At 71.1% G+C, this 12,839-nt stretch carries 8 protein-coding genes; 5 read left to right on the top strand and 3 right to left on the bottom strand.

Going from position 1 to position 12,839, the window contains the following annotated elements:
- Window positions 1–8 precede the first annotated feature (8 nt).
- Complete coding sequence (locus tag O7597_RS01155) at window positions 9–197, bottom strand: hypothetical protein (RefSeq protein ID WP_269742497.1); 189 nt, start codon at window positions 195–197, stop codon at window positions 9–11.
- A 19-nt stretch (window positions 198–216) separates the two neighbouring features.
- Between O7597_RS01155 and O7597_RS01150 the strand changes: the two genes are divergently transcribed.
- The 5 genes from O7597_RS01150 to pulA all read left to right on the top strand — a co-directional run bounded on the left by O7597_RS01150 (window position 217) and on the right by pulA (window position 8,737).
- Complete coding sequence (locus O7597_RS01150; protein ID WP_269742496.1) at window positions 217–876, top strand: hypothetical protein; 660 nt, start codon at window positions 217–219, stop codon at window positions 874–876.
- A gap of 37 nt (window positions 877–913) precedes the next feature.
- A complete protein-coding gene (locus tag O7597_RS01145) occupies window positions 914–1,303 on the top strand; it encodes a hypothetical protein (protein ID WP_164448257.1) in 390 nt (129 codons plus the stop codon).
- Window positions 1,304–1,462: 159 nt separating this feature from the next.
- The gene (locus O7597_RS01140) at window positions 1,463–2,338 is read left to right on the top strand and encodes a hypothetical protein (RefSeq protein WP_269742495.1); all 876 of its coding nucleotides are present in this window, start codon (window positions 1,463–1,465) and stop codon (window positions 2,336–2,338) included.
- A gap of 79 nt (window positions 2,339–2,417) precedes the next feature.
- Entirely contained in the window at window positions 2,418–3,113 is a 696-nt protein-coding gene (locus O7597_RS01135) for a cellulose-binding protein (RefSeq protein WP_281581799.1), read from the top strand.
- Between the two features lie 131 nt (window positions 3,114–3,244).
- Entirely contained in the window at window positions 3,245–8,737 is a 5,493-nt protein-coding gene (gene pulA, locus O7597_RS01130) for a pullulanase-type alpha-1,6-glucosidase (protein ID WP_281581798.1), read from the top strand.
- Window positions 8,738–8,846: 109 nt separating this feature from the next.
- On the opposite strand, the gene O7597_RS01125 is transcribed toward pulA, so the two are convergent.
- Both O7597_RS01125 and O7597_RS01120 read right to left on the bottom strand, forming a co-directional pair.
- Window positions 8,847–10,517 (bottom strand): hypothetical protein, encoded by a 1,671-nt coding sequence (locus O7597_RS01125; RefSeq protein ID WP_281581797.1) that lies wholly within the window; start codon window positions 10,515–10,517, stop codon window positions 8,847–8,849.
- A gap of 353 nt (window positions 10,518–10,870) precedes the next feature.
- Window positions 10,871–12,643 carry a right-handed parallel beta-helix repeat-containing protein gene (locus O7597_RS01120; RefSeq protein ID WP_281581796.1) on the bottom strand — a complete coding sequence of 591 codons (1,773 nt, stop codon included), beginning with the start codon at window positions 12,641–12,643 and terminating at the stop codon, window positions 10,871–10,873.
- Between the last annotated feature and the right edge of the window lie 196 nt (window positions 12,644–12,839).

The raw sequence follows: 12,839 nt of genomic DNA, 5'->3' as shown, positions 1-12,839 counted from the left end.
GGGACGCCTCAGCCGTCCTCGTCGGCCGGGGCGGCCGAGCTGGCCTCCGCGTGCCGGTCGCGCAGCCGGGCCCGGATCTCCTCCGGGGTGTACGCGCGCCGCCGTCGTTCCGCCCGGGCGATCACCACGCCGGAGGCCGCGACACCGGCCAGTCCGGCCAACCCGAGGACCTTCCACCACCGCATCCGTTGCCGCATCGGCTTAGGGTAGTCCCCTATGAGCATCAGCCTGGACGAGGCGGTGGAGCTGACCCGTACCGGCGATCTGTGGGTCTTCCGTGGCCGCAGCGTGCCCGACCGAGCCATCCAGTTGACCACCAACAGCCCGGTCAACCACGTCGGCATGGCGGTGGTGCTGGACGACATGCCGCCACTGATGTGGCATGCCGAGCTGGGCCGGTCGCTGCCGGACCTGTGGACCGGCACCCACCAACGTGGTGTGCAGCTGCACGACCTGCGCGACGCGGTCTGCGTCTGGGGCAACCGGTACGGCCAGCGTGGCTGGCTGCGCCAGCTCGAGCCGCCGGCGGACGCGGAGATGGAGCGGTCGGTGCTGCGGACCATCGCCCGGCTGGACGGCACACCGTTTCCGTCCACCGCCCAGTTGGCCTGGCGGTGGTTGCGGGGCCGGGTGCCGTCACCGCGGTTGCCGCTGCCGGCGACGCGGCGGCGCGGCCCGGCGGCGCGGGACCTGGCGCTGGAGACCGCGTACTGTGCCGAGGTCGTCGCGGTCACCTACGAGGCGATGGGTCTGCTGCCGGTCGGGCGGCGACCGAGCTGGTACGACCCGGGCCGGTTCTGGAGCGGGGACGACCTGGGCCTGCACGGTGGTGCCCGGCTGGGCAGCGAGATCGAGGTGCGGATCCCGCCGCGTTGAGGTTTCGGCGAGCCGCGCTGCGGCAATTGCTTGCGACGTGACTGCTTCCACCGATCTCGACCTGCTCACCGACTTCTTCGACCGGTACGGGGTGGCGCTGACCGTCGGTGACGTGCCGGCGATCGCCGGCTGTTACGCCCTGCCCGGGCTGGTGGTGGCCGACACCTACAGCTTCTCGTTCAACTCCCCGGCCGCCGTGGCGCTGTCCTTCGTGGGTGCCGCGCCGGACTACACCGAGCGCGAACTGGTCGCCGCGCACGCCGACATCGAGCAGGTGCAGCAGATTTCCGCGCTGCTCGTGGAGGTGGCGGTGCGGTGGGAGTTCCTGGACAGTCAGGGCCGGCAGGTGCCCGGCGAACGGTACCGCTACCTGCTGCGCAGCACCGAGCAGGGGTTGGCCATCTGCACCGTCGTGCGGACGGGCTGAGCCGCCGGGACGACCGTGGCCGCCCCCCGACCGGCCAGGTACGCGACGTCGATGCGTCCGGTCCGTCGGCCGGGTCGGACGGCTTCGGCGCCTGCCCGTTCCGCGCCCCGGGTCGGCGTGACTAGGCTGGCCCGTCGGCGACGACGAGTGGGGACCTCAATGTCAGTGCGGCCGTCCGGTGATGACGCCAACGACGATGCCACCGGTGACGGGTACGGCGACGACAGCCGTGCCGGCACCGGTGACCGGCACGACGACGGCACCGGTGACCGGCACGACGACGGCACCGGTGACCGGCACGGCGACGCCACCGGCGATGGTGACGCGCCCGGTGGAAACGCACTGTCCAGGATGATCGCCTCCGCGCCCTGGGTGGTGGTGCTGGTCGGCGTCGCGGTCCTGGCGGTGCTGCTGGTGGTGGCGCTGTTGGCGTTCCGTGGCCCCGAACGTCCGTCGGCCTGGTCGCCGGGCCCGCCGATGAGCCTGCCGACAGCCGGGCCGGGCGGCGAGTCGACGGCCACGGCACCGTCGACCGCCTCGACCGGTCCGTCCGCCTCGGCCCCGGCGACGGCCTCGGCGGGCCCGACCGGCTCACCCACCCGGTCCGGGTCGCCGGAGCCGTCGACCGCCCCGTCGCGTACCGGAGCGGCCACCCGGCCGGACGCCAGCCGGTCGCCGAGTGCGTCGGCGCCGGCGGTGCCGGCCGACGAGGGCGGGACGGTCACCGCCAGCTACCTGGTGCAGGACAGCGACGCGGACCACTTCGAGGCGCAGTTGATGGTCCGCAACGGCACCAGCCGGTCGGACGACTGGCAGGTGGAGTTGCGCTTCGCCGGCGGCGTCACCGGCGTCCGCGCCTCCAGCGGCCCGGGGGTCTCGGTCACCATCAGGGGCAGCGGCTGGTACCTGCTCAGCGGCACCGGTCAGCTCGCCGCCGGCGCCCAGCAGTCGGTGCAACTGCGGTTCACCCGTACCGGGGGCGGGGAGTACCCGACACAGTGCACGGTTAATGGTTCCGGCTGTGGGATGGGTTAGGACAGTTCATGATTCGTCGGGCACTTTCCGGCGCGGCTGAAGATCGTTACGCTTGCCGGGCTGCCCGCTGAGGAGAGACATGTCCGGTACGCGTCGCGCTCCCCGTCAGTTCCCGCCGCACGGCTCCGCCGCCGTGGCTTCCTCGCCGTGGATCCTGGTGTCGGTCGGGGTCGTCATCATGGTGGTGCTGCTCGTCATCGCGGTCGGCGCGTACCGGGGTCCCGGGCCGGACTTCCAGCCGGGGCCACCGGGACAGCCACCGGTCGCCGCCGCGCCGATACCCGAACGGGCCTCCTCGTCAGGTCGGGAGGTGTCGACACCACCGTCGCTCGCGGTGCCGGGGCTGTCCCCGCGCCGGACCGATCCACCGAGCCCGACCCCCAGCGCCTCCCGTACGACCTCCGCACCGCCATCGGTGGCACCCTCCCGTACGACGGTGTCACCGGCACCGTCGCCCGCGCCGATCGACGCCCGCTACCGGGTCTTGCACACGTTCCATGGCGGCTTCATCGCCGAGGTGTCGATCCGCAACACCTCTCCCCGCGACCTGGGCTGGGTGGCGCGGGTGGACTATCCGGGCGGGCGGGTGGTGACCGCCTGGCTGGAAGGCGTGCCGCAGGGGACGTTCAGCGGTACCGGCGGGACGTTGACCTACCGCAGCGGGCCGGACCTGGACGCCTGGTCGTCGGTGTACCTGCGCTTCCACATCGAGTCGGCCGATTTCCGTCCGGCGAGCTGCAGCGTCTCCGGGCGCACCTGCCGCAGCCGTCGTTAGCCCACGCGCACGGGTCACGTTCCCGTCTTGCGCAAGTGTCTGCTTTGTTGCGGGTCTGTTTGCAAGGTATTGCAGAATCTTTCGGCAAGGGCTAGCGTGCGGGCCAATCAGCGACCAGAGGAAGGCCGTCGATGAAACCCCCGCCGACACCGCGAAAAATCCTGCTCGCCCTCGTCTTCCTGCTCACCGTCACCCTGGTCGGCACGCCCGTCGCGGTGACCCCCGCCGCCGCGACCGGACGGTCCGCCGGCATCGGGGCACCGAGCGCCACCGGCGCCGTCACCTGGCACCGGGAACCCTCCGCCACGGCCCTGCTCGCGGCCGGCCGCAACCAGGCGAAGGCCGAGCAGTTCTACTTCGTACTGCCGGACCGGTTCGCCAACGGCGACCCGCGCAACGACCGCGGCGGCCTGGCCGGCGACCGGCTGCGCACCGGGTACGACCCCACGGACAAGGGGTTCTACCAGGGCGGCGACCTCAAGGGACTCACCGAGCGACTCGACTACATCGACGGGCTGGGCACCACCGCCATCTGGCTCGCCCCGGTCTTCAAGAACCGACCGGTGCAGGGCGAGGGCGACGACGTGTCGGCCGGCTACCACGGCTACTGGATCACCGACTTCACCCAGGTCGACCCGCACTTCGGCAGCCCCGCGGACCTGAAGAAGCTGGTCCAGCTCGCGCACCGGCGCGGCATCAAGGTCTACCTCGACGTCATCGTCAACCACACCGCCGACGTCATCGCCTACGAGGAGGACACGTACACCTACGTCGACAAGGCGACCGCACCCTACCGCGACGCGCAGGGCCGACCGTTCGAGGACCGCAACTACGCCGACGGCAGCCGCGACTTCCCGAAGGTCGACGGCGACTCGTTCCCGTACACCCCGACCTTCGAGACCCGGGCCGACGCGAAGGTCAAGGTCCCGTCATGGTTGAACGACCCCACCATGTACCACAACCGTGGTGACTCCACCTTCGCCGGAGAGAACAGCGAGTACGGCGACTTCTTCGGCCTCGACGACCTGTGGACCGAGCGGCCCGAGGTGGTCCGTGGCATGACGAAGATCTACGCTGACTGGGTGCGGGCCACCGGTGTCGACGGCTTCCGGCTGGACACGGTCAAGCACGTCAACATGGACTTCTGGCCACAGTTCAGCCAGGGGGTGCAGCAGGCGGCGGCCCGCGCCGGCAAGCGGGACTTCTTCATGTTCGGCGAGGTGTACAGCGCGGACCCGGAGATCGCCTCCAGCTACGTGCGACAGGGTGGGCTGCCCGCCACGTTGGACTTCGGCTTCCAGGAGGCCGCGCGCGGCTACACCGCGAACGACGGATCGGCCCGGGCGCTGGCCGACCTGTACGCCCGCGACGACCTCTACGCCGCCCGGGACACCCACGCCGGGCGACTCACCACCTTCCTCGGCAACCACGACATGGGCCGGATCGGCTCGTTCATCGCCAACGGGCCCACCGACCCGGCCAGCCACCTCCGTCGGGACCAGCTCGCCCACGAGCTGATGTTCCTCACCCGGGGCCAGCCGGTGATCTACTCCGGTGACGAGCAGGGCTTCACCGGCGCCGGCGGGGACAAGGACGCCCGGCAACCGATGTTCGCCTCGCGCACCCCGGACTACCTCGACGACGACCTGCTCGGCACCGACCGCACCCACGCGGTCGACCAGTTCGACCCGACGCACCCGCTCTACCGCACCATCGCTGAGCTGGGCCGGTTGCGCCAGGCCCACCCGGCCTTGCGCGACGGCGTGCAGGTCACCCGGTACGCGGCCGACGGACCCGGCGTCTTCGCCTTCTCCCGGTTCGACCCGGACGACCGCACCGAGTACCTGGTCGCGGTCAACAACGCCACCAGCGCGCAGACCGTCACTGTGGACACCTGGTCGGCCGGTGCCACCTTCACCGGCATCCACGGCGCCACCGCCCGACCGGTGGCCGCGGGCGACGGGAAGCTGACCCTGACCGTGCCGCCCCTGTCGGCGGTGGTGCACCGGGCCGGCACGCCGGTCGCGCTGCCCGACGCCAGGCCCGGTATCACCATCACCGCTCCCGCCGGGGCACCGGCCACCCGGGCCGAGGTGACCGCCCAGGTGACCGGCGACCCGCTGGCGCGCGTCGCGATGGCCGCCCGGGTGGCCGGCGGCAAGTGGACGCTGCTCGGCTCCGCCCAGCGCGCGCCCTACACCGTGCACCACGACCTGACCGGGCTGGCCGCCGGCACCAGGATCGAGTACAAGGCGGTGGTCCGCGACGGTCGGGGCCGCACCGCCGCCGCCCGCTCCACCACCACCGTCGGCACCCCGGACCTGCCCGGCTCGTCCCGGGACTGGCTGGTGGTCCACCACCAGCGCCCCGACGGCGACTACGCCGACTGGGGACTGTACGCCTGGGGTGACATCGACCCGGAGTACGCCACCGAATGGCCGCAGGGACAGCCGTTCGCGGGCACCGACGCGTACGGACGGTTCGCCTGGGTGAAGCTCAAGCCCGGCGCGAAGACCGTCGGTTGCCTGGTGGTCGACGCCGACGGCAACAAGGACGTCGACAACGACCGGACCGTCGACGTGACCCGCACCGGCGAGGTCTGGGTCAAGCAGGGCGACCCGGCGACGTACCAGACCCGGGAGGAGGCCGCGGGCGAACCCGCCCCGCCGGTCGAGGAGGGCGTGGCGGTCATCCACTACCACCGCCCCGACGGCGACTACGACGGCTGGGGCCTGCACCTGTGGGACGGCGCCGCCACCCCCACCGACTGGGCGAAGCCGATGCCGCCGACCCGGGTCGACTCCTTCGGCGCGGAGTTCCGGGTGCCGCTGGCCGAGGGCGCGACCGGGCTCAGCTACATCGTCCATCGCGGCGACGAGAAGGATCTGCCGCAGGACCAGCGGCTCGACTTCGCCGACGCCGGCCGCGAGGTCTGGTTGCTCGCCGCGACACCGGGCCGGCTACTGCCGGCGACGGCCACCGGCGGCAGCACGGACAACGACATCACCAGGCAGCGGGCGCACTGGATCGACCGGTCCACCGTCGCCTGGCGCACCGGCCCCACCGACGGTCGGGCGTACGCGCTGGTGACCGCGCCGACCGGCGGCGTGAGCGTGGTGGACGGCGAGTTGGTCGGGACGTACCGGTCGCTACCGTTGACCGCGCGGCCCAACGGGCTCACCGAGGCCCAGCGCGCGGCCTTCCCGCACCTGTGGGATCACCGGGCCTTCACTCTGGACCGGCGGGACCTGGCCAAGGTGCCGGCGGCGCTGCGCGGGCAGTTGCTGGTGACCGAGCGGGCCGCCGACGGCACCCTGCTCGGTGCCACCGGCGTGCAGATCCCGGGTGCGCTCGACGACGTGTACGCGTCGGCCACCGCCGCCCGACTCGGTGCCACGTTCGCCGGTGGCGTACCGACCCTGTCGGTCTGGGCACCCACGGCCCGGACGGTGTCGCTGGAGCTGTACGACTCGCCGACGGCGACCGCGCGGCCGGTGGCGATGCGCCGCGATGACCGCACCGGCGTCTGGTCGGTACGCGGACAGCGGTCCTGGAGCGGCAAGTACTACCGCTACCGGGTGCAGGCGTGGCAGCCGGCCACCCAGCAGCTGGTCACCGCCTCGGTCACCGACCCGTACTCGGTGGCGCTGGCGGCGGACTCCACGCACAGCCAGATCGTCGACCTGGCCGACCCGAGACTCGCCCCGGCAGGCTGGGCGCGGCTGCGTAAGCCGGCCGCGGTGCCCCCGGCCAAGGTGCAGATCTCCGAGCTGTCGGTGCGGGACTTCTCCGTCGCCGACGACACCGTGCCGCCGCAGCGGCGGGGCACCTTCCTCGCCTTCACCGACCCGGCCACCGCCGGCATGCGCCACCTGAAGGCGATGAGCGACGCCGGGGTGACCCACCTGCACCTGCTGCCGGCGTTCGACTTCGCCACCATTCCCGAACGCCGGGCCGACCAGCGACAGCCGGACTGTGACCTGGCCGCCCTGCCACCGGACTCGGAGCGGCAGCAGGAGTGCGTCGCCGCGGTGCGGGAGACCGACGGCTACAACTGGGGGTACGACCCGCTGCACTACACCGTCCCCGAAGGCGGGTACGCGGTCGACCCGCAGGGCGCCCGACGCACCACCGAGTTCCGGCAGATGGTGGCCGGGGTCAACGACGCCGGCCTGCGGGTGGTCATGGACGTGGTCTACAACCACACCTCGGCCGCCGGCACCGACCCGAAGTCGGTGCTGGACCAGATCGTGCCCGGCTACTACCACCGGCTGCTCGACGACGGCACGGTGGCCACCTCCACCTGCTGCGCGAACACCGCACCGGAGCACGCCATGATGGGCAAGCTGGTGGTGGACTCGCTGGTCACCTGGGCGAAGGCGTACAAGGTCGACGGGTTCCGCTTCGACCTGATGGGCCACCACCCGAAGGCGAACATCCTGGCCGTACGCAAGGCGCTGGACAAGCTGACGGTGGCCCGGGACGGGGTGGACGGAAAGAACATCCTGCTCTACGGCGAGGGTTGGAACTTCGGCGAGGTGGCCGACGACGCCCGATTCGTGCAGGCCACCCAGGCCAACATGGCCGGTACCGGGATCGGCACGTTCAACGACCGGCTGCGCGACGCGGTACGCGGCGGCGGCCCGTTCGACGACAACCCACGCCGGCAGGGCTTCGCCTCCGGGCTGTTCACCGACCCCAACGGCGACCCGGTCAACGGCTCGACCGCCGAGCAGCGGGCCCGGCTGCTGCTCCAGCACGACCTGGTGAAGGTGGGGCTGACCGGCAACCTGCGCGGCTACCGGTTCGTCGACTCGGCGGGTCGGCAGGTCACCGGCGCCGACGTGGACTACAACGGCTCGCCGGCCGGCTACACCGCCGCGCCCGGGGAGGCGGTCACCTACGTCGACGCGCACGACAACGAGATCCTGTACGACGCGCTGGCGTACAAGCTGCCGCAGACCACCTCGGCGACGGATCGGGCCCGGATGCAGGTGCTGGCGCTGAGCACCGTGGTGATGGGTCAGGGCACGGGCTTCGTCACCACCGGCACGGAGCGGCTGCGGTCGAAGTCGCTGGACCGCAACTCGTACAACTCGGGGGACTGGTTCAACCAGATCCGGTGGGACTGCGCCGACGGCAACGGCTTCGGTATCGGGTTGCCCCCGGCCGAGGACAACCGGGACAAGTGGCCGTACGCGAAGCCGTTGCTGGCCGACCCGAAGTTGGTGCCGGACTGCGCGGCGGTCGAGCTGACCGACGCCCGCTACGCCGAGCTGCTGCGGATCCGGGCCTCGTCGCCGGTCTTCGGGCTGCCCACCGCGAAGCAGGTGCAGCGGCGGGTCGCCTTCCCGCTGTCCGGTGCGGACGAGACCCCGGGGGTGCTCACCATGACCCTCGACGCCCGTGGGCTCGGCGGGAAGTGGAAGTCCATGACGGTCGTCTTCAACGCCACCCCGCAGGCCGCCACCCAGCGGGTGACCGGGCTGCGCGGGGCGGACGTGACGCTGCATCCGGTGCTGCGCTCCTCGGCCGACCCGGTGCTGCGTACCGCTGCCTTCGACCGGTCCAGCGGCACGTTCACCGTACCGGCGCGCAGCGTGGCGGTCTTCGTCCAGCGGTAGTGCCCTGCCGGTGACACGCCTCGGCCCCGCCGGTCCGATCCTGCTGGATCGTCCCGGCGGGGCCGAAGTCCCCGTCACCTCGGTCCGGCGGGTGCCGGCACCGCGTTGATCAGCCGAAGCAGTTCGGGATCGGGGTGAAGGTGCCGGCGCAGTTGGTCGGCTTGTTGGCCGTGATGGCCGACTTGTCGTCCACGTTCACCTCACCGAGGAAGCTGAAGACACCGCCAGCGGTGAGAGTGGCGAAGTTGTGCGCCACCTTCGTCTTCTCCAGGTCGATCACACCGGCGACGGTGAAGATGCCGCCGCCGACGCCCAGCGGGCCGACGGCCCGGTTGCCGCTGATCTCGCTGTGCCGGAAGGTCGCCTCACCGGTGCCGTTGAACACGCCACCGCCGAAGAAGCCGGCCTTGTTCTCGACGATCTTGCTTTCCTCGACGTTGGCGATCGCACCGAAGCCGAGAGCCAACCCACCGCCGACACCGACCGTGGTGTTCTTGGCGACCTCCACGTGGGCCAGTTCGAGGGTGCTGTCGTCGCCGGCCGCGGTGACCCCGCCGCCGGCCAGGACCGCCGTGTTCCCGGTGACCTTCGAGTACCGGACGGTCGTGTTGCCCTCGATGTCGAGCACGCCACCGCCGAAGCCGAGCACCTCGTTGCTGACGACCTCGGTCTTCTCGATCCAGGCGGTGCCGCCGTCGATGTCGTCACGGAAGATGAACGCCGCGCCGTTGGCGATGCCGCCACCGCCGATGATCGCGTCGTTGTTCTTCACGGTCGACTCGGCCACCCGCAGAACGCCCGCGTTGAAGATGCCACCGCCGTAGAGGAAGGCGGTGTTGTCGGCGACCGTGGTGTGGTACAGGCTCGCCTTGCCGAAGTTGGCCAGGCCACCTCCGACGCCGCCGGCCTGGTTGGCGACGATGTGCGTCTCCTCGAAGGAGGCGGTGCCGCCGGGCTGCACGAGCACGCCACCACCGTCGTTCGACTCCGGGTCGACGAGCACCGACGGCGCGCTCGCGGCCTTCGCCTTGAGCGCGATGCCCTTCGGCTTGGCCTGGAGCAACGGCAGGTACTCCTGCTTCGCCTCGGCGGCCTTCGTCGCCTCGACCGAGTTGGAGAACCGTGACCAGACCGCTTCCGGCGTGTCGCCGTTGACCGGCAGTGCCCGGGTCTGGCCGTTCTTGATGGTCAGGCCCTTGACGGTCAGGTTTCCGCCGCGTCCGACGTTGAGGATCCGGAACTCCTCGGCCGTGGCGTCCCGGACGATCTTGGTGTCGTGGCCCTTGAGCACCACGTTCTCCGTGATCACCGGAAGGCCGTTCGGGCCGGTCCCGTCGCCCGCGTCGGAACGGGTGAGGCTGTAGGTGCACCCCTTGGCGAGGTTGAGCACAGCGCCGTGGTTCTCGTTGGCGTAGACCAGGGCCTGGATCAGCTTGTCGCTGTCGCAGGGCACCTCCTTGCCGTGGTCCCGCTTGTCGCCGTCCCGCTTCTGGTCGTGCCGGGCACGCTCGTCGGCGGCGTTGTCGGCACGATCCTCCTTCTTGCCCTTGTGCTCCTCGGGCGCTACCGCGTTCTGGTCACCGTCCCTGCTGACCTGCTGGGCGGTGGACCAGCGCAGACCATCGGTACCAACCGCACCGGCGCCGGTGGCGACCCCGACGGCGGCGATGCTGACCACGCCGGTGAGCCCGGCGACGCCACTGGCGAGCCAGAGCTTGCGACGCCGCTTGGGCGTCGCCTCCGGCTCGCTGGCGTTGTTCTTAGCTACATAGTTGGACATCGGAGCTCTCTGCCCTCTCGTCGTACCAGACAGGGTCGTCACGCACAGGCGAGCGTCCCCTGCTACAAATCGGTTGTAGCTCCCAGAACCAACGTATGAGAATGTTCCTCGCCTCAGGCCCTTATCCGAAATAACCACACATTGGGTACGCCGGGGATCAGCGAGGCCCAGGGCCGTGCTGATCGGCACGCTCGGGCGGCTTCCCCCCGGACCTGCTCTGACCTGCTCGGACGGCCCTGGATGACCCGGAAGCGGGACGAAGGTGGGGCTCCTCCGTGACGCCGAGCGGCACGGAGGAGCCCCGCTATGTGGTGGTGCTGTCCTGGTTGCTCGTCGCTCGCCTCGGCGATGGCTCAGCCGAAGCAGCGTTCGGGGATGACCGGGCTGCCGAGGCAGTTGGTCGGTCGGTTGCCGGTGACCGCGGACTTGCGGTCGATCTCCACCCGGTTGTTGTCGGTGTAGATGCCGCCGGGTTGGTTGGTGGCCACGTTGTCGGCGACCCTGGTCCGGATGAGCGTGGTCACGCCGTCCTGGTTGGCGATGCCACCCGCGAAGCCGGCCGTACCCGACGCCTGGTTGCCCCACAGCTCGGAGTCGCGCAGGGTCACCGAGGCACCGTCGTTGAACAGCCCGCCGGCAGCGCCGTTGGCGGCCACGTTCTCCTTGACGACGCTGTGGTCGACGACGGCGGTGGAGTCCTCGGCGATCCCGAGGCCGCCGGCGTCGTCGCTGGCGTAGTTCCGGACGACCAGCAGGTGTTCCAGGCTCACCCGGCTGTCGCCGAGGGCGACCAGACCGCCGCCGTCGAGGCTGCTGGTGTTGTCCGTGAGCTGGCTCTGGACGGCGGTCGTGTCACCACCGTTGACGAAGACGCCGCCGCCGAGCACCCCGGTCCGGTTGTGGTTGATCGTGCTCTTCCAGATCCAGACCGTGCCACCCGTGCCGGCGAAGCCGTTGGGTGTGGAGCCGTTGGCGATGCCGCCGCCCCCGGCGCCCGAGGTGTTGTAGACGATCTTCGACTCCTCGACCCGCAGCGTGCCCGCGTTGAACACGCCGCCGCCGAAGCTGCCGGCGCTGTTCTGTTCCACGGTGCTGCTGCGAATCGTGGTGGTGCCGTAGTTGGCGACGCCACCTCCGTTACGGGTCGCCTGGTTCTGCACGATCCGGCTGTGCTCCAGGTCGGCGGTGCCGCCCCGCTGCACCAGGATTCCGCCCCCGTCGACGCCGTCGGCGGCGATGCTCGGCGGAGCGACGTCCACTCCGGTGGTGGCCCTGGCCGCCGGTGCGGGCTTCACGGTCGGTGCCGCCTCGACTCCGGCCGCCTTGGCTCCGGCCGCCTTGGCTCCGGCCGCCTTGACTTCAGCCGCCTTTACCTCGGCTGCCTTGGCTCCGTCGGCCGTGGCCTTCGCCCGGTCCGCCCCGGGCTTGGCCGCGGCCTTCGGGACGGTCCCGGCGGGCTTCCCGGTGCCACCTTCGAGTCCCGCGAGCGGCGCCGGGGGCGTGATGCCCGGAGCGGTCTGGCCGCCCTTGACCGTGACGCCCTTCAGCGTCAGGTGCCCCCCTCGACCGACGTTGAGGATGCGGAACCGCTCGACGTTCGCGGCTCGGACGATCTTGCTGTCGTCACCCGTCAACGTGATCGGCTTGGTGATCACCGGAAGCCCGTTGCCGTCGTCGCTGCGGGTAAGTTCGTACGTGCAGTGCCGGGCCAGGGTGAGTACGCCACCGTGGTTCTGGTTGGCGTGCACGATCGCCTGGATCAGCTTGTCGGTGTCGCAGGGCACCTCGTGGGCCCGGTCCTTGCCGCCGGTGGCGTCCTTGCGACCAGCGCCCTTGCGACCGGTGTGCTCACCGGTCGCCTCGTGCTCGCCGCCGCTGTCGGCCGCGTCTGCCGTCCCGGCGTCGCTGACGTTCTGCCGGGCGTTCGACTGCGCGTCCGACCTACCGGACGTGCCGGATCGGTCGTCCCGGGCGGCCACCCCGCCCAGCGCGGCCAGACCGACGACGCCGGTCAGGCCGGCCACACCCGCTGTCAGCCACAGTTTTCGTCGTCGAAGTCCCGGCGGTGCCGCCGGCGGTGGCGCCGGGGGCGGCCCACCGTAGGAAGTGGTCACGTCATCAGACATCAGAGCCTTCCGCCCTTTCCTGCTACCAGACTGGCCCGCACCGAGCGAATAGGCGCGAGCAGCTACAAATGGGTTGCAGCCTCTGATGACCACCGTATGAGAATGTTCCTCGCGAGAGGGATGAATCCGAAACAACCCCGCATTGGCACCTGATCGGGCATCAGCCGACCATCCCGCAAGATCTGGTTGAAAGCGG

This window comes from Verrucosispora sp. WMMC514, assembly GCF_027497295.1.
GTDB lineage: Bacteria > Actinomycetota > Actinomycetes > Mycobacteriales > Micromonosporaceae > Micromonospora > Micromonospora palythoicola.
This window is presented reverse-complemented; position numbering and strand designations above follow the sequence as displayed.

What these genes read in the sequence shown, in the direction of transcription:
- O7597_RS01155 (WP_269742497.1), bottom strand. Translation starts at nt 197, where the DNA reads ATGCGGCAACGGATGCGGTGGTGGAAGGTCCTCGGGTTGGCCGGACTG.
- O7597_RS01125 (WP_281581797.1), bottom strand. Translation starts at nt 10,517, where the DNA reads ATGTCCAACTATGTAGCTAAGAACAACGCCAGCGAGCCGGAGGCGACG.
- O7597_RS01120 (WP_281581796.1), bottom strand. Translation starts at nt 12,643, where the DNA reads ATGTCTGATGACGTGACCACTTCCTACGGTGGGCCGCCCCCGGCGCCA.
- O7597_RS01150 (WP_269742496.1), top strand. Translation starts at nt 217, where the DNA reads ATGAGCATCAGCCTGGACGAGGCGGTGGAGCTGACCCGTACCGGCGAT.
- O7597_RS01135 (WP_281581799.1), top strand. Translation starts at nt 2,418, where the DNA reads ATGTCCGGTACGCGTCGCGCTCCCCGTCAGTTCCCGCCGCACGGCTCC.
- pulA (WP_281581798.1), top strand. Translation starts at nt 3,245, where the DNA reads ATGAAACCCCCGCCGACACCGCGAAAAATCCTGCTCGCCCTCGTCTTC.
- O7597_RS01140 (WP_269742495.1), top strand. Translation starts at nt 1,463, where the DNA reads ATGTCAGTGCGGCCGTCCGGTGATGACGCCAACGACGATGCCACCGGT.